Origin of the sequence: Flaviaestuariibacter flavus (assembly GCF_004337505.1) — a bacterium.
GTDB lineage: Bacteria > Bacteroidota > Bacteroidia > Chitinophagales > Chitinophagaceae > Flavisolibacter > Flavisolibacter flavus.
Window position 1 is genome coordinate 22,059 of sequence record NZ_SJZI01000002.1, and the last position, 14,098, is coordinate 36,156.

20 protein-coding genes are annotated in these 14,098 nt (G+C 56.2%); 15 read left to right on the top strand and 5 right to left on the bottom strand.

Annotated elements, in window-relative coordinates; genetic code table 11:
- Window positions 1–3 precede the first annotated feature (3 nt).
- Complete coding sequence (gene ribH, locus EPD60_RS00745; protein ID WP_131445788.1) at window positions 4–510, top strand: 6,7-dimethyl-8-ribityllumazine synthase; 507 nt, start codon at window positions 4–6, stop codon at window positions 508–510.
- A complete protein-coding gene (locus tag EPD60_RS00750) occupies window positions 507–1,226 on the top strand; it encodes a (Fe-S)-binding protein (RefSeq protein ID WP_131445791.1) in 720 nt (239 codons plus the stop codon). Before ribH ends, EPD60_RS00750 begins: the two co-directional genes overlap by 4 nt.
- 212 nt (window positions 1,227–1,438) lie before the next feature.
- On the opposite strand, the gene EPD60_RS00755 is transcribed toward EPD60_RS00750, so the two are convergent.
- Entirely contained in the window at window positions 1,439–2,017 is a 579-nt protein-coding gene (locus EPD60_RS00755; protein ID WP_131445793.1) for a fasciclin domain-containing protein, read from the bottom strand.
- A 141-nt stretch (window positions 2,018–2,158) separates the two neighbouring features.
- Between EPD60_RS00755 and EPD60_RS00760 the strand changes: the two genes are divergently transcribed.
- Entirely contained in the window at window positions 2,159–2,572 is a 414-nt protein-coding gene (locus EPD60_RS00760) for an EVE domain-containing protein (protein WP_131445796.1), read from the top strand.
- 44 nt (window positions 2,573–2,616) lie between these two features.
- Here EPD60_RS00760 and EPD60_RS00765 read toward each other — a convergent pair whose 3' ends face one another.
- Window positions 2,617–3,501 carry a CPBP family intramembrane glutamic endopeptidase gene (locus EPD60_RS00765; RefSeq protein WP_131445799.1) on the bottom strand — a complete coding sequence of 295 codons (885 nt, stop codon included), beginning with the start codon at window positions 3,499–3,501 and terminating at the stop codon, window positions 2,617–2,619.
- Window positions 3,498–3,863: a VOC family protein gene (locus tag EPD60_RS00770; RefSeq protein WP_131445802.1), complete on the bottom strand. Its 366-nt coding sequence runs from the start codon at window positions 3,861–3,863 to the stop codon at window positions 3,498–3,500. The genes EPD60_RS00765 and EPD60_RS00770 overlap by 4 nt, the downstream gene beginning before the upstream one ends.
- A 63-nt stretch (window positions 3,864–3,926) precedes the next feature.
- Here EPD60_RS00770 and EPD60_RS00775 point away from each other — a divergent pair, with 63 nt between their 5' ends.
- The 3 genes from EPD60_RS00775 (at window position 3,927) to EPD60_RS00785 (ending at window position 6,418) form a co-directional block, all read left to right on the top strand.
- Complete coding sequence (locus EPD60_RS00775) at window positions 3,927–4,319, top strand: hypothetical protein (RefSeq protein WP_131445804.1); 393 nt, start codon at window positions 3,927–3,929, stop codon at window positions 4,317–4,319.
- A gap of 81 nt (window positions 4,320–4,400) precedes the next feature.
- A complete protein-coding gene (locus tag EPD60_RS00780) occupies window positions 4,401–4,874 on the top strand; it encodes a GAF domain-containing protein (protein WP_131445807.1) in 474 nt (157 codons plus the stop codon).
- A 158-nt stretch (window positions 4,875–5,032) separates the two neighbouring features.
- Complete coding sequence (locus tag EPD60_RS00785; RefSeq protein ID WP_131445810.1) at window positions 5,033–6,418, top strand: S41 family peptidase; 1,386 nt, start codon at window positions 5,033–5,035, stop codon at window positions 6,416–6,418.
- A gap of 46 nt (window positions 6,419–6,464) precedes the next feature.
- Here the strand turns inward: EPD60_RS00785 and EPD60_RS00790 are convergent, their stop codons facing one another.
- Complete coding sequence (locus EPD60_RS00790) at window positions 6,465–6,707, bottom strand: hypothetical protein (protein ID WP_131445813.1); 243 nt, start codon at window positions 6,705–6,707, stop codon at window positions 6,465–6,467.
- 117 nt (window positions 6,708–6,824) lie between these two features.
- On the opposite strand from EPD60_RS00790, the gene EPD60_RS00795 reads away from it, so the two are divergent.
- The 4 genes from EPD60_RS00795 to EPD60_RS00810 all read left to right on the top strand — a co-directional run bounded on the left by EPD60_RS00795 (window position 6,825) and on the right by EPD60_RS00810 (window position 8,470).
- Window positions 6,825–7,043: a hypothetical protein gene (locus EPD60_RS00795; protein WP_131445816.1), complete on the top strand. Its 219-nt coding sequence runs from the start codon at window positions 6,825–6,827 to the stop codon at window positions 7,041–7,043.
- A 9-nt stretch (window positions 7,044–7,052) separates the two neighbouring features.
- Window positions 7,053–7,253 carry a hypothetical protein gene (locus EPD60_RS00800; protein WP_131445819.1) on the top strand — a complete coding sequence of 67 codons (201 nt, stop codon included), beginning with the start codon at window positions 7,053–7,055 and terminating at the stop codon, window positions 7,251–7,253.
- Window positions 7,254–7,315: 62 nt separating this feature from the next.
- On the top strand, window positions 7,316–8,119 hold the full coding sequence (locus EPD60_RS00805; RefSeq protein ID WP_165871356.1) for a class I SAM-dependent methyltransferase: 804 nt from the start codon (window positions 7,316–7,318) through the stop codon (window positions 8,117–8,119).
- A 99-nt stretch (window positions 8,120–8,218) separates the two neighbouring features.
- Window positions 8,219–8,470, top strand: coding sequence for a hypothetical protein (locus EPD60_RS00810; protein WP_131445825.1), 252 nt, complete (start codon window positions 8,219–8,221; stop codon window positions 8,468–8,470).
- A 46-nt stretch (window positions 8,471–8,516) separates the two neighbouring features.
- Here the strand turns inward: EPD60_RS00810 and EPD60_RS16765 are convergent, their stop codons facing one another.
- Window positions 8,517–8,669, bottom strand: a complete 153-nt coding sequence (locus EPD60_RS16765) for a hypothetical protein (protein WP_165871357.1) — start codon at window positions 8,667–8,669, stop codon at window positions 8,517–8,519.
- Between the two features lie 106 nt (window positions 8,670–8,775).
- On the opposite strand from EPD60_RS16765, the gene prfB reads away from it, so the two are divergent.
- From prfB to EPD60_RS00835, 5 genes are all read left to right on the top strand, one after another.
- Window positions 8,776–9,871 (top strand): peptide chain release factor 2 gene (prfB, locus tag EPD60_RS00815; protein ID WP_131445828.1). Its coding sequence is split into 2 segments (ribosomal slippage): window positions 8,776–8,835 and window positions 8,837–9,871, totalling 1,095 coding nucleotides; the frame shifts between segments, so codons are not numbered across the junction.
- A gap of 132 nt (window positions 9,872–10,003) precedes the next feature.
- Complete coding sequence (gene pruA, locus EPD60_RS00820) at window positions 10,004–11,653, top strand: L-glutamate gamma-semialdehyde dehydrogenase (RefSeq protein ID WP_131445831.1); 1,650 nt, start codon at window positions 10,004–10,006, stop codon at window positions 11,651–11,653.
- 173 nt (window positions 11,654–11,826) lie between these two features.
- Window positions 11,827–12,405 carry an OmpW family outer membrane protein gene (locus tag EPD60_RS00825; protein WP_131445833.1) on the top strand — a complete coding sequence of 193 codons (579 nt, stop codon included), beginning with the start codon at window positions 11,827–11,829 and terminating at the stop codon, window positions 12,403–12,405.
- A gap of 229 nt (window positions 12,406–12,634) precedes the next feature.
- Entirely contained in the window at window positions 12,635–13,228 is a 594-nt protein-coding gene (locus EPD60_RS00830; RefSeq protein ID WP_131445836.1) for a porin family protein, read from the top strand.
- Window positions 13,229–13,312: 84 nt separating this feature from the next.
- Window positions 13,313–14,035 (top strand): porin family protein, encoded by a 723-nt coding sequence (locus EPD60_RS00835; protein ID WP_131445839.1) that lies wholly within the window; start codon window positions 13,313–13,315, stop codon window positions 14,033–14,035.
- Window positions 14,036–14,098: the final 63 nt, after the last annotated feature.

Here is a 14,098-nt window from a genome sequence, read left to right on the forward strand (position 1 = left end):
CGAATGGCTGACAGCAAAGACAGCACGTTATGGAATTTGAACGAGGGCATCCCGGAGCTTCAGGATGCCCTCGTTGTTTTGGTAAAGACCGAATGGAATGCCGCCATCGCAGACGCGCTTGAAGAAGGCGTGTTGCGGGTTCTTTCGCGTAACGGTCTCCGGTCGGAAACGATCCTGGTGCCGGGCGCGGTGGAGATCCCCTTTGCGATCCGGCATTACTGGGACAACGTCCGCAAAAAAGACCGACCCGCCGCCTTTATTGCTTTGGGATGTGTCCTGCGTGGCGATACCCCGCATTTCGAATATGTATGCCAGTCGGTAACCATGGGCATTACCCAGTTGAACCTCTCGATTTCCGCGCCCTCTATTTTCGGTGTGCTGACCGTAAACACGCAGGAACAGGCCGACGAGCGCATCGGTGGCCGGCACGGCCATAAGGGGGAGGAAGCGGCCATTACCGCCATCAAGATGATCCAGCTGAGCCGGAGGCTCAAAAAGAAAGAAGAATGACCGTCCAGCTTTTTATTCCCTGCTTCGTAGACCAGCTTTTCCCCGATACCGCCTTCAATATGATCAAGGTGCTGGAAAAAGCCGGCTGTACCGTAAAATACAACCCGGCGCAAACCTGCTGCGGCCAGCCAGCCTTCAACTCGGGCTTCCTCGACGACGCCCGCGCCGTTTGCAGCAAGTTTCTTTCCGACTTCGAACCCGACCTGCCCATCGTGGCACCATCTGCTTCCTGTGTCGGTTTTGTGCGGAATTATTACAGCAAGCTGTTCGATAACTCCGCCCAGCACCACCGGGTGCAGGCGCTCCGCAACCAGATATTCGAGTTCAGCGAGTTCCTGGTGCAGCAGCTCGGGGTGACCGAGCTGGGGGCGCGCCTTCCCGGCAAGGCCACCTACCACGACTCCTGCGCCGGGCTGCGGGAGTGTCGCATCAAGGAGGAGCCCCGCAGGCTCCTGATGAACGTGGCCGGTCTCGAGCTCACCGAGCTTTCGGATGTGGAAACCTGCTGCGGCTTCGGTGGCGCGTTCGCAGTGAAATTCGAATCGATCTCCATCGGTATGGGAGAGCAAAAGGTGGAAAATGCGTTGGCTACCGGTGCCGACTACCTCATCTCCACCGATCTTTCCTGCCTCATGCACCTGCAGGGCTATATCGACGGCCGCGGCGCGCCGATAAGGACGATGCACCTGGCGGATGTATTGGCCAGTGGGTGGTAAACCTCACCCCCGTCCCCTCCGGGTCGGAGAGGGGTGCCTCTGTTGTATATTCATTGGGTTTTGTTTCTTTCTGCTGATTGAACTTCAAAAGCAAAAAGCGGATGCCAAAGGCATCCGCTTTTTCAGTATCAGGATCGAATCGAAGATTGTTACTTCAAAAATAAACTACCCGGGAGTCACCCCTCTCCCCAGGGAGAAGGGCCGGGAGGAGGTCAGGGCATCAGCACGCTATCTACCACATGAATTACCCCGTTCCTTTGGTAAACGTTCGGGATGGTGATCCGGGCGGTGCCTCCTTTTTCATCTTTTACCCACCACTTGCCCTCGTTGTCTTTCATGATCCAGAGCTTTTCGCCCTGGACGGTGGTCAGTTCCGCCTTTCCGCCGTTCTTGCGCATTTTCTTTTCCAGGTCCTTGCTGTCGAGGCGTCCCGGAACCACGTGGTAGGTGAGGATCTTCGTGAGCGTGGCTTTATTTTCGGGCTTTACCAGTGTTTCTACGGTACCGGCGGGCAGCTTTGCGAAGGCGGCATTGGTGGGAGCGAAGACGGTAAAGGGGCCGCTTCCCTGTAACGTTTCCACAAGGCCCGCGGCCTTCACTGCGGCCACCAGGGTTGTGTGATCCGCCGAGTTGACGGCATTCTCAACGATGTTGCGGCTCGGGTACATCGGCGCGCCACCCACGGTTACGGTCTTTTCCTTTTTCATCGAAGCCATCGTAGCCTCCTGGCCAAAGGAATTCACGGACAATACGATGCCTGCAAGCAGCAGGACTGCTTTCATTTTTTTCATAAAATGGTATTTGATTAGTTGTTTCGCGATAAGGGCCTTATGCCTTGCGTTGCGTTCGGATTAGATACGCCGCGCCATACAATTTGGTTTTACGATCCGAAAAAATATTTGCAGTTACATTCGCCTCCTCAATCGCAACACATGGCTTACTGGCTGATCAAATCGGAACCTTTTAAGTACAGCTGGGAACAATTCGAGAAGGACGGTCAGACCTTTTGGGACGGCGTTCGCAACTACGCGGCCCGCAACAATCTCCGGGCAATGAAAAAGGGCGACCTGGCATTTTTCTACCACAGTAATGAAGGTCTCGAGATCGTCGGCATCGCCAGGGTTGTCAAGGAAGCCTATCCCGATCCTACCGCAGAAGACGATACCTGGTCGGTGGTGGATTTCAAGCCATTTAAAAAGTTGAAACAACCGGTTACGCTGGCGACCATCAAAGCCGATCCGCGGCTTAAAGAGATGGACCTGCTGCGGCTTGGGCGCCTTTCGGTAGGGCAGGTGCGTGACGAAGAGTGGGCGATTGTGCTGGAATATGCGCAGACAAAAGCGTAACGGGAAATTCTCGGTTTTCCATCCCCGCTAAACCACGGTTTTCCTTAGCTCCACTGATGCCCGAGCCAGCCACCGAGTTCCATGAGCCAGGCGATACCGAGGTGCACCATCAACCCACCCCTGATACTCCGTGTGTGGTAACTCACCACCCCGAGAACGATACCGCCGAAGAATGACGAGATGCATTCTCCGAGGGGCTTGCCGAAGTGAATGGTGCAATAAAAAACGGCCATCGGCAGGATCGCTTTGGTGCCCGCGATGCGGCTGAACGCCAGCACCAGGAAGCCCCGGAAAAAGAGCTCGATCGTAATGAAGTCGCTCCCGTAGGATAATTCATAAAGAAGCTTCTCCGCGGCCGTCGCATGACGCACGGAATCATAGTGCCACCATTTGGGATAGATGGATAAGAAGTCGGGTTGCGTAGACGCTGCGGCGATCAACGGCAACATTACCAATAGCATCAGCAGGTAGGGGCGTAGGGAAGAGCGCGGCGCGCCGGTGCCATAAAAAGGGCGGTCGGCATCCCAATACCGCCAGATGGCTATCAGGATACCGGTGGTCAGCAGCAACTTGTACGGATAGTAGAGAATGCGCTGCCAATAGTCGGAACCGCGGGTCAACGTCGCCATGCCCGGCGGAAAGGGAAGGGCCAGCTTAAGAGCGAATATCGCCGGCGCCAGCAGCAGCAGCACACGAAAACGGCGCGTGGGCGGCGCTCCCTGGAGCAGCCAGGGCAGCCAGAAGGCAAGTGCAAAAACAGAATACCACGCCAGCAGCCGGGGCAGCAGCACCCACCTCGTGATGAGGGGCTCCAGCCCGTAGTGGAAATTGCAGTAAACCAGCAAGGCGGTGAAGAGAAGCGCTGTTGCCCAGGTGCCGACAGACAGCGACCGCACATAGGCCGTCAATGCGTTCAGGATCGCTTTCATGGTTCCAACTCCTGACCGATCTGGATCATAAAGCCGTTCAGATCACGGATAGCAAATTCACGCATGTTCCAGTCGAAGCTTTCTACCGGGTATACGACTTCGGCCCGGTCTTTCAACCGTTGCCACCAGCCTTCCACGTCGTCGGTGCGCAGGTAAAGGCTGCCGGTGAATTTCGGTCCCTCGTAAGGGATATGCCCGGTGGGGTGGGCCATCATCAGTCCGACCCCGTCGCGGTGCAGCGAGGCCCATTGCCATTCTTCCGAGTATTCGTCTTCGGTAAAACAAAGGATTTCAACGTACCAGTCAACGGCGGCCCGCAGGTCGGGAACCCAAAGCAATGGCCGGAGTTCGAGCAATTTCATGCGAAAGTTTTAACCTCCGTTAACGGGAGGCATCGCTAACTTACGGTTTCAAATCTACCGATCATGAAAAAGCTATTTTTCCTGCTGGCACTTACCGCAGGGATCTCTTCTACCTCGCTTTATGCCCAGGACCAGCAGCGCGACCCGGCCGCCATGGCCCAGCGCTACAAGGAGCGTGTAAAACCCGCGCTCGTGGAGAAGCTGAAGTTCTCCGACACCGAAGCTGAAAAGATCATGGACATCTACCTCGGCCAGCGCGAGCAGATGCGCGGACTCCGCGACCTGTCGCAGGAAGACCGTGCGAAGAAGATGGAAGAAATGAATGCCGACCTGGCGAAGAAACTCAAGGCCATCCCGCTGTCCGACGAGCAGGTGAAGACCGTGACGACCTTCTTCGAAGAGCAGCGCGCGCAGCAGCGCCAGCGCATGCAGCAGAATGGCGGCGGCGGTCGTTAATTTCCCCCACTTATCGAATTGTGAAAGCTGTCCTAAGGGGCAGCTTTTCTGTTTTACCTTGCGCTTTCTCATTCATCAACCATGGCAGAAGACCTTCAGATTATCCAGGGCACCCGTGCCGAGCAGTACGAGGCCCTTATCCCACAGATCAAAGGACTCCTCGAAGGAGAGCCCGACCTGGTAGCCAACCTGGCCAATGTTGCCGCTGCCCTCAAGGAGCAGTTCGGGTGGCTGTGGATCGGTTTTTACCTCGTAAAGGGAGACGAACTCGTCCTTGGACCCTTCCAGGGCCCGGTAGCCTGTACCCGCATCCGGAAGGGCCGCGGGGTGTGCGGCGCCAGCTGGGCCGAAGCCCGCACCCTGGTGGTTCCCGACGTGGAAAAGTTCCCGGGGCATATCGCCTGCAGCTCCCTGTCGCGCTCCGAGATCGTGGTGCCGCTCATCCGCAACGGCGCCGTACTGGGCGTGCTTGACGTAGACAGTGCTGAGCTGGCCACCTTTGACGAAACCGACCGGGAATTCCTGGAACAGATCGTAGCGCTTATTCCCTTTTGAGCCCGCAGAACGGGTTGAAGCCCCCTGGCTCGGGCGGGGGCTTTTTTTATTTAGCGAAACAGAGGATTACAGAGCTGTTAAATCGAAAATTCCGGGCAATTCGCGCCCTGTTTTTGCTGTTAGGGGCAAACACACGCGTAAACCCATCTTTTCTATACATGCGACACCTGAAACACCTCCTCCCGGTGGCCCTCTTGCTGGCTGCCGCGGCACCGGCCTGTAAAAAGGCGGATGTGGCGGCGCCGGCCTCTTCGCTCGCACCGGCACCCTCTACGCCCGCAGCGCCGGTTTCCGCCTCTTTTCGCGATACGGCCGTGGCCTACGCCCGCGATATCTACCTCTGGAACGACCAGATCCCTCCTTCCTTCACCGGCAACTCCTTCACCGACCTTTCGATGATGATGACCTCGCTGCGGCAATACAGCGCTGAGCCCGGCTTCAGCGGACCGGTGGACAAATGGAGCTTTGCCGTGACCCGTGCCGAGTGGGACGGTGTCAGCAACGGCACCGCTACCGGCGATTTCGGGATGGGCGTCTTTTTCCGCTCCACAACCGATCTGCGTGTAAAGCACGTGGAGCCCGAGTCGCCGGCCGGGCGCGCGGGTATCCGCCGCGGCTGGCGCATTCTCAAGATCAACGGCTCCGAAAACTTCAGCACGTCCAATACCGACCCGGTAGTGCAGGCCGTTTTCCAAAGCGCTTCCTCCCAGTTCACCTTCCTGCGTCCCGACAACGTGCAGGTGACGCTTAATCTCAATGCCGGCGGCTACCGCGACCGGCCGATCATCAAGGATACGGTACTGCAGGCAGGTGGAAAGAAGATCGGCTATTTCGCTTTCAACTCCTTTATGGGTGACAGCTCCGAGGTGGCCGATGGCTTCCGTACCGCCTTTACCCGGTATGCCGCCGCGGGCGTCAGCGACCTCGTGGTTGACCTCCGCTACAATGGCGGCGGCTACGTGTATATGTCGGAGAATCTCGCCGACTATATCGCGCCGGCGGCTGCCAACGGCAGCCTTATGATGAAGCAGCAATTCAATGCACGTAACAGCGCCTATAACGCGGAAACGTATTTCCGCAAGCAGGGAAGCCTCAACCTGCCGCGTGTATTTTTCATTGTGAGCAAAAGCACCGCATCGGCTTCCGAGCTGCTGATCAATAATCTGCGCCCCTGGATGAACGTGGTGCTGGTAGGTCCCACCGCTACGCACGGCAAGCCGGTAGGCTTCTTCCCGATCCCGGTGCAGGACTGGTACATCTTCCCCGTTTCCTTCAAGACGGTCAATAAGAACGGCGAAGGTTCGTATTATAACGGGATCCCGGTTACGGCCGCCGTGCCCGACGGGCTCGACAAGGACTGGGGCGATCCGACCGAGGCTTGTCTGCAGGCAGCTATCAATTATTCGGTAAACGGCACCTTCGCGATCGCCGGTCGCAGCACCGAATTGCAAGGTGCAATTGACGACCGGGTGCTGAACAGCAACCGCAAACTTGATGTCACCGGTTTCAAAGGAGCCGTGGACACCCGCGGGTTCCGTAATTAATCTGGCAACATGAATAAAAAATCCCCTCGCCTGCGAGGGGATTTTTTTATGACTTATGGCAGCAACCCTTGCCGCAGCTTTTCTTATTCCGGGTTTTTTTCGCCGCTGTGCCCTGCTTGTCTTTTGCCCGATCGGTCACGTTCGTTTTGTCCTGCACATACAGGTCGGCGCGGGCGCTCTGGGCAGGCCGGTCGGGAGCGGTAGCCGCTTTATGCACCGCGGGTCGCGATTGCGCGCCGGCGATGAGCGCAGTGGCGCTGCAGAGGAGGGCGAGCAGGTATTTTTTCATAACAATGCTTTTGCACAAGACGTGCCCGCCGCGCCCACGGTTGTGCAGGGATTGTGAAAATTGCGGAGGAGCAATCGTATAACGGCACAGTATTTCGGGTATCGAAAAGAAAAAATCATGGCACAACCCAGAAACCCAGCCGGTGGCGGCGGACGCCACGAACACCCGCTGCGTCGTGAGCTCCGTGAAAACGAGCAGGAAGCGGCCCGCGTGGCCCACGAGCAGGCCGATCATGATATGGAAGAGGATCCTGACCTGGCGCCGGGAAGCCCCAACGACGACCTCGATGAAGGTGAGACGGCCCGCCTTGGTGAAGACACATCCGGAATCATTTAATACAGGATCATGGACGAGAAAAAGAAGAACTACGATATGACGGAGCGCGCCAGCCAACTATCGCAGGAAGAAACAACGCAGGAGCTGCGCTGGCAGGAAAGCGATGGCCATTCCGGCCAGGGTGCGCGGCAGCCGGTTGACAAGCCCCACTATGATGATCTCGGGAACAACAAGCTGAGCACCTCGCTCGACGAGGACTCGGCCCTGTGACGGGCGCCCCGGCGCCGTATGCGCGAAGGCGGATGTGTATCTTTATGTGCAAATTGCGCGTCATGTCCTCCGCCTCCGCCTATACCGGCAACATTCCCCAGAACTACGAAGAATACCTCGGGCCGGTGCTTTTTGAGCCCTATGCGGAAGACCTTGCCGCGCGCGTCCCGCCAGGTATCACTTCCCTGCTCGAACTGGCATGCGGCACCGGCCGGGTGACGCATCATCTCGACCAGCGACTCGGAAAGGACGCACGTATTGTTGCTTCCGATCTCAACCAGGATATGCTGAAGCTCGCGCGCAGCATCGTGTACAGCCCGCGTGTGGAATGGATGGAGGTCAACGCGCAGGAGCTGCCTTTCGCCTCCGCTTCGTTCGACGTGGTGCTTTGCCAGTTCGGGGTCATGTTTTTCACCGACAAGCTAAAGGCATTCCGGGAAGCCTACCGCGTGCTGCGACGCGGTGGCCGTTTCCTGTTCAACACCTGGGACGGTCTTGGCGCCAACCCGCGCGCCGCTATTATCCTTCAGGTGATGCAGGAGGAGCTTGGCGCCGGGGCGCCGGATTTTTTGCGTACCGGGCCTTATTCCTTCCACGACGAATCGGTGATCGCGCTTCTGCTGGAAGAAGCAGGCTTCGCGCAGATCCGCATCGAAAAGGTGGCGCGGACCGGTACCTATACCGATCCGCAACAGATCGCTGCCGGCTTCGTGGAAGGATCACCGTTAGGTGCGTACCTGGATCGCTACGGGCCGCAGATGCGCGGCAGGATCATTCAACGCCTCCGCGAGGCGCTGAAGGCACAGGAAACCACCTACGGAACCAGTGTGCCGATGCGCGCGATTGTGGCCGAAGCTCAGAAGTAAAAGGTCGAGGCTTCTGAAAATCAAAAATCCGAAATCACAAATCTGAAATCCCGGACCGGCTTTCGGCTTGCCTTTTGATGCTTTTGGAAAACGATTCCTATGTCAACAGATCAGCACAAGCGCGGTGAGCAGAATACCGCCAACAACGATGCCATTGTCAATCGCCATCCCCGCAAAAACAACAACAATACGGCCGATGCGCAGAACGTCGCCGATGACAACGTGGGCTACCTGAACGAGCCCTTGAATGAAGGCCACAGCGGTCACGCACGCAACAAAGCCCAGGAAGGCCTTCGTCAGAACAGCAACCCGCGTCCTAACAACGACAACACGGGGCGAAGCAACAAATAGTAAAAACGAAAATGCCACCGCGGGGTGGCATTGCTGTTTATGATGTTTACTTGCTTCCTGACAGTAATTGCTCCAGCAGTTCTTCGCGTCGTTGCTCGAGCTCGAGGCGGCGAAACTGCCGGTAAAACCAGGCCGATACTCCAAGTGACAGCAGGAAGCTGATTTCATTGATCCTTTCGGTGATCATGGCTCCGATCATAGGAAAGCTGTTTGAAAAAATGGTGCAAAACCTTTGCCAGAACCCAAACCCGGGAACCCCGGAACCATAAAACCTCAGAAGCCTGTTCTCCTTATCTTTGCGCCCTATGACACAAGAAGCGATTAAAGATATGAGGGACCGCGTTGTTGTCCTGAGGAGGTTTCTTTGACGTCGATAACCGACGTTCCAAGATTGCTCAAGACAAACAACTGTCCCTGTCGCCCGGTTTCTGGGACGACAACGCCCGTGCAACGGGCATCCTGAAAGAAATTAAAGTAAACGAGTACTGGACCGGGCTCTACGAGTCGGTGGAAGGTGCCGTGGAAGACTTCGCCGTGCTCTTCGAATTCTGGAAAGAAGGAGAGGGGACCGAAGAAGACGTACGCGTCGCCTACGACAAGGCCCTTGCGGCCATCGAGGAAGCCGAGTTCAAGAGCACGCTCAACCAGCCCGAGGATGAGCTCCCCGCCGTGCTCCAGATCAATTCGGGCGCCGGTGGCACGGAAAGCCAGGACTGGTCGGAGCAGCTCGCGCGCATGTACCGCATGTACGGCGAAAAGCAGGGCTGGACTGTAACCGTGCTTGACTGGGTGGACGGCGATGGTGCCGGCATCAAGACCTGCACCATGCAGTTTGACGGTCCCTTCGCCTACGGCTTCCTGAAAGCCGAGAGCGGCGTACACCGCCTTGTGCGGATCTCGCCCTTCGATTCCAATGCACGCCGGCACACCTCTTTCTCCTCCGTTTTCGTGTACCCGCTCGTCGACGACACCATCGAGATCGAGGTGAAGGACAGCGAGGTGAAAATGGAAACGGCCCGCTCCGGCGGCGCCGGAGGCCAGAACGTGAACAAGGTGGAAACGAAGGTGCTGCTCACGCACTTGCCCACCGGCATCGTGGTGGTGTGCCAGACCGAGCGTACGCAGCTGGGTAACCGCGAAAAGGCCATGCAGATGCTGAAAAGCCGCCTCTATGAAGAGGAGCTGCGCCGCCGCGAGGAAGCCAAGAACGCCACCAACGCCTCCAAGAAAAAGATCGAGTGGGGCTCGCAGATCCGCAGCTACGTGTTCCATCCCTACAAGATGATCAAGGACCACCGCACCGACTTTGAAGTAGGTAATATCGGCCCGGTGATGGACGGCGAGCTGGACGGCTTTATCAAGGCCTACCTGATGTCGACGAAAGAAGAGGAGAGTGCTTAGTGTGCTGGCTTCGGCTGTGCTCAGCCTGACTAAGATTTGTCATCCCGAGCGAAGTCGAGGGAGTGCTCGTGTACTGAAAGGTGGTAGCGGAAAAGATATTGATTAACCAATTGACGAATTAACCAATTTACCATGAGTCTCGGAACCTTTTCATACCCTACGCCGGCAAACGAGCCGGTACTGAGCTACGGACCCGGCAGCGCGGAGCGCGCAGCCCTGAAAAAGGCGCTTGCCGAATTGAAAGGCCAGAATATCGATGTGCCGATGTATATCGGCGGCGACGAAGTGCGTACCGGGAAGCTGGTGGCCATGCGGCCGCCGCACGAACATCGTCATGTGCTCGGGCATTTTCATGCTGGTGACGCATCGCATGTGACGATGGCCATCGACGCTGCCCTGGCGGCCCGCGAAAGCTGGCAGGCCATGCCCTGGGAAGACCGTGCCGGTATCTTCCTGCGCGCCGCCGAACTGATCTCCACCAAATACCGTTACCACATGAACGGTACCACGATGCTGGGGCAAAGCAAGAACGCCTTCCAGGCGGAGATCGATGCGGCCTGCGAGCTGATCGACTTTCTCCGCTTCAACGTACACTACCTGAGCGAAATTTATAAGCAGCAGCCCATCAGCGGCCCCGGCATGCATAACCGCCTCGAATGGCGCCCGCTTGAAGGCTTTGTGCTGGCAGTTACGCCATTCAACTTTACCGCCATCGGCGGCAACCTGCCCACTTCGGCTGCCCTGTGCGGCAACGTGGTAGTGTGGAAGCCGGCCAACACCCAGGTGTTTTCGGCCCAGATGTTCCTGCGCATCCTGCGCGAGGCTGGCCTTCCCGACGGCGTCATCAACCTGATTTATGTTGACGGTCCCACAATCGGCGACGTGTGCTTCCGGCACCGCGAGTTCGCGGGCGTGCACTTCACCGGCTCTACCGGCGTCTTCAACCAGATGTGGGCTACCATCGGTGCCAACGTGGGCAATTACCGCAGCTACCCGCGCATCGTGGGTGAGACCGGGGGCAAGGACTTTGTCATCGCGCACAGATCGGCATCGCCCGACGTGGTGGCCACGGCCTTGCTGCGCGGCGCCTTTGAATACCAGGGACAAAAATGCTCGGCCGCTTCGCGTGCCTACATTCCTTCGAATATCGCTGATGAAGTAAAGCGCCTGCTCGTTGATGGTATCAACAGTTTCAAAATGGGAACTGTCGAAAACTTCAACAACTTCGTCAACGCGGTTATCGACGAGAAAAGCTTCGACCGGATTGCGAAATACATCGACGATGTGAAAGCGAGCGGTGGTGCGGCAGCCTCCATTCTTGTTGGCGGCACCTACGACAAGTCGCAGGGCTGGTTCATCGAGCCTACGGTTATTGAAGCCACCGACCCGAAATACGTGACGATGTGCGACGAGATCTTCGGGCCTGTGCTGACCATTCACGTTTACGACGCCGACCGGTATGAAGAAGCGCTGGAGCTGGTAGACAACACCTCGCCCTATGCGCTTACCGGCTCTGTAATCGCGCAGGACCGTTCGGCGGTGGTGCTGGCAACGGAGCGACTGCGTCATGCCGCTGGCAATTTCTATATCAACGACAAGCCCACCGGCGCGGTGGTAGGGCAGCAGCCTTTCGGTGGCGCCCGCGCATCGGGTACGAACGATAAGGCCGGTTCTGCGCTTAACCTTTACCGTTGGCTCAGCGCACGTACCATCAAGGAAACCTTTGTTCCGCCTACCGATTACCGTTACCCCTTCCTTCGTGGTGAAAGCGAGGGTATCTGATAAAAAAATTACATACAAAAAATTTAGCACATTTAAAAGCCGTTCGCTGAAAATACCCGTCTGTAGGTATTTTCAGCGGATGGGCTAAAAAAGAAGAGCTGAAATTTTGATGAGATCGCCGGATTCATTTTCTTTGCAGCGATTTCTAATCTATCAAAACAAACAACTGTATTATGAAGAAAGTATTACTCTCTGCCGCAGTACTTTTTGCTGCCCTCGCAGGTAACGCCCAGGCCTTCCAGAAAGGTTCTTCTACCATCAACCTCGGTTATGGTCTTCTGAACGTAAACCGCACCACTTTCAAAATCTACGAAGCATTCGATCCGACTGCTAAGGCTACCGCTATGGGCCCCGCCGTTATCGGTTATGAGTATGGTGTTTCTGACAAGATCAGCGTTGGTGCTCAGGTTGGGTACGGTCAGGTGAAACTGACTATGGTTGACGGCTCTGACAAAACCGTTCTTCAGCTGAACCAGATCACTGCTGTCGTTCGTGGTGCTTACCACTTCGGTAACGGTGAGAACTTCGACCCGTATGTTGCTCTCGGTCTCGGTTACAACAACTTCAAGTATACCGCCAAAGAGAATGACAAGGACGTATCGGCTGACTTCACTTACGCTGTTCCCGGTGCTATCGGTTACACGGCTGCTGTGGGTGCTAACTACTACTTCTCTAAGAACATCGGTGCTTACGCTGAACTCGGTTACACCGCTGGTTCCCTGTTCCAGATTGGTGTAAAGGCCAAGTTCTAATTGAACAATACCTTCCAAATGAAAAGTCCCGCTCTCAAGGCGGGACTTTTTATGTGCAGGTATCGTGGTGCGCAACAACGAGGTAATTCAATACGATACTTATGTAATTGCGCACGCAGATCTTCGGTAAAGCGGAACTTTTTTCATTGAACCGACCGGAAATCTCATCTTTTTCCCCGGAAAAAGCAGGCCCGGCCCTTTTTTTGCATCATGCGGGCAAAAACTGGATATGAAGAAAAGTGTATTTGCACTGCTCGCCCTCGCAGGTGGCATTGCTGCCCGCGCACAGGCTCCGCAGATCGGCTTTAAAGCAGGCCTCAACATCGCAACGATTTCTACCAAGCAAGGTACGGTATCAAACAAACTCAGCGGCCATGGCGGTATCATGGTGCATGCGCACGTGTCGCCCAACTTTGCCATTCAGCCGGAACTCCTTTACTCCGGCCAGGGAACAAAGCAACAATACCTCGGGCAGAATTTCGACTGGAACCTCAACTACCTCAATGTTCCGATCATGTTGCAGTATATGGTTGCCGACGGCCTCCGCATTGAGGCAGGTCCGCAGGTAGGCCTGCTGCTGAGCGCCAAGGTGAAGAACGGCGGCGGTTCCACCGACATCAAGAACGACCTCAAGCAGGCCGACTTTGGCGTAGGGATCGGTTTCGGTTACGTATCGTCGATGGGCCTTGGTGCCGGCGCCCGGTACAATTTCGGTTTGACCAATATCAATAAGAACCAGGACCTCCCGATCAAAAACCAGGTAGGACAGATTTCCGTGTTCTACCTCATCGGCGGTAAAGGCACGACGCGTACACGCCGTTAAGCACGCAGGTGTGGCAACGGCAGAGCCCTGTCACACCGCGGCCTTTTTTTTGCATACTACGGTCCAATCGAAAACTTTACCAATATGAAAAAGATCAGTTTACTTACTCTGGGTTGCATGGCAGTAGCTTCAGTAATGGCACAGGATACCCAGAGTAGCACTACCGGCACCAAGGATTTTAAACCGGTTCGCACGGAAATGGCGCGTAAGGTGCGGTTTGGCCTCCAGGGTGGCATCAACATAGCAAAGTTTGCGGTCACAGATGTGCCTGGATATGATGTCACCGGTAAGACCTCGATTTACGGTGGTGCGTTCGTGAACATCCCCATCGGCCCGCTGCGCATTCAACCGGGTGTTATGTGGAATGGCCTGGGCAGCAAGTATACCCAAACCTTTACCACTGTCGGCACCGGCGGCACAACGGTGAGCAGCACGCATGCGTTTCAACAAAACCTGAACTATATCACCGTGCCGGTGATGTTCCAGCTCATGCCCGGCCATAATGGATTCTTTATCGAGGCAGGTCCGTACGCAAGCTTCCTCGTGAATGCGAAATATGAAGACCAGACATCCGGTGCTACGCAGCCTTCCAACTCGGATAACAAGGCTGACTTCGACAAGACCGATTTCGGTGCGATCGGTGGTATCGGTTATGAAACCCGGATCGGCTTAGGCTTTACCGCCTCCTACCTCAATGGTTTCACCAATGTGATCAAAGACGATAATGCAGCGTCCAACTCGGGCCAGAAACTGCGCAATCGTGCCTGGCGCTTCGGTCTTATTTACCACTTCGGTGCGGCCAAGTAAGCTCCACTTCAGTGTTCATTTTATCAATCAGAAAGACCGCCGAAAGGCGGTCTTTCATTTTAT

Coding starts and splice junctions, on each gene's coding strand:
- EPD60_RS00750 (WP_131445791.1), top strand. CDS start 507: ATGACCGTCCAGCTTTTTATTCCCTGCTTCGTAGACCAGCTTTTCCCC.
- EPD60_RS00805 (WP_165871356.1), top strand. CDS start 7,316: ATGTCCTCCGCCTCCGCCTATACCGGCAACATTCCCCAGAACTACGAA.
- ribH (WP_131445788.1), top strand. CDS start 4: ATGGCTGACAGCAAAGACAGCACGTTATGGAATTTGAACGAGGGCATC.
- EPD60_RS00775 (WP_131445804.1), top strand. CDS start 3,927: ATGAAAAAGCTATTTTTCCTGCTGGCACTTACCGCAGGGATCTCTTCT.
- EPD60_RS00780 (WP_131445807.1), top strand. CDS start 4,401: ATGGCAGAAGACCTTCAGATTATCCAGGGCACCCGTGCCGAGCAGTAC.
- EPD60_RS00755 (WP_131445793.1), bottom strand. CDS start 2,017: ATGAAAAAAATGAAAGCAGTCCTGCTGCTTGCAGGCATCGTATTGTCC.
- EPD60_RS00800 (WP_131445819.1), top strand. CDS start 7,053: ATGGACGAGAAAAAGAAGAACTACGATATGACGGAGCGCGCCAGCCAA.
- EPD60_RS00790 (WP_131445813.1), bottom strand. CDS start 6,707: ATGAAAAAATACCTGCTCGCCCTCCTCTGCAGCGCCACTGCGCTCATC.
- EPD60_RS00770 (WP_131445802.1), bottom strand. CDS start 3,863: ATGAAATTGCTCGAACTCCGGCCATTGCTTTGGGTTCCCGACCTGCGG.
- EPD60_RS16765 (WP_165871357.1), bottom strand. CDS start 8,669: ATGATCGGAGCCATGATCACCGAAAGGATCAATGAAATCAGCTTCCTG.
- EPD60_RS00825 (WP_131445833.1), top strand. CDS start 11,827: ATGAAGAAAGTATTACTCTCTGCCGCAGTACTTTTTGCTGCCCTCGCA.
- EPD60_RS00765 (WP_131445799.1), bottom strand. CDS start 3,501: ATGAAAGCGATCCTGAACGCATTGACGGCCTATGTGCGGTCGCTGTCT.
- EPD60_RS00810 (WP_131445825.1), top strand. CDS start 8,219: ATGTCAACAGATCAGCACAAGCGCGGTGAGCAGAATACCGCCAACAAC.
- EPD60_RS00830 (WP_131445836.1), top strand. CDS start 12,635: ATGAAGAAAAGTGTATTTGCACTGCTCGCCCTCGCAGGTGGCATTGCT.
- pruA (WP_131445831.1), top strand. CDS start 10,004: ATGAGTCTCGGAACCTTTTCATACCCTACGCCGGCAAACGAGCCGGTA.
- EPD60_RS00835 (WP_131445839.1), top strand. CDS start 13,313: ATGAAAAAGATCAGTTTACTTACTCTGGGTTGCATGGCAGTAGCTTCA.
- EPD60_RS00760 (WP_131445796.1), top strand. CDS start 2,159: ATGGCTTACTGGCTGATCAAATCGGAACCTTTTAAGTACAGCTGGGAA.
- EPD60_RS00785 (WP_131445810.1), top strand. CDS start 5,033: ATGCGACACCTGAAACACCTCCTCCCGGTGGCCCTCTTGCTGGCTGCC.
- EPD60_RS00795 (WP_131445816.1), top strand. CDS start 6,825: ATGGCACAACCCAGAAACCCAGCCGGTGGCGGCGGACGCCACGAACAC.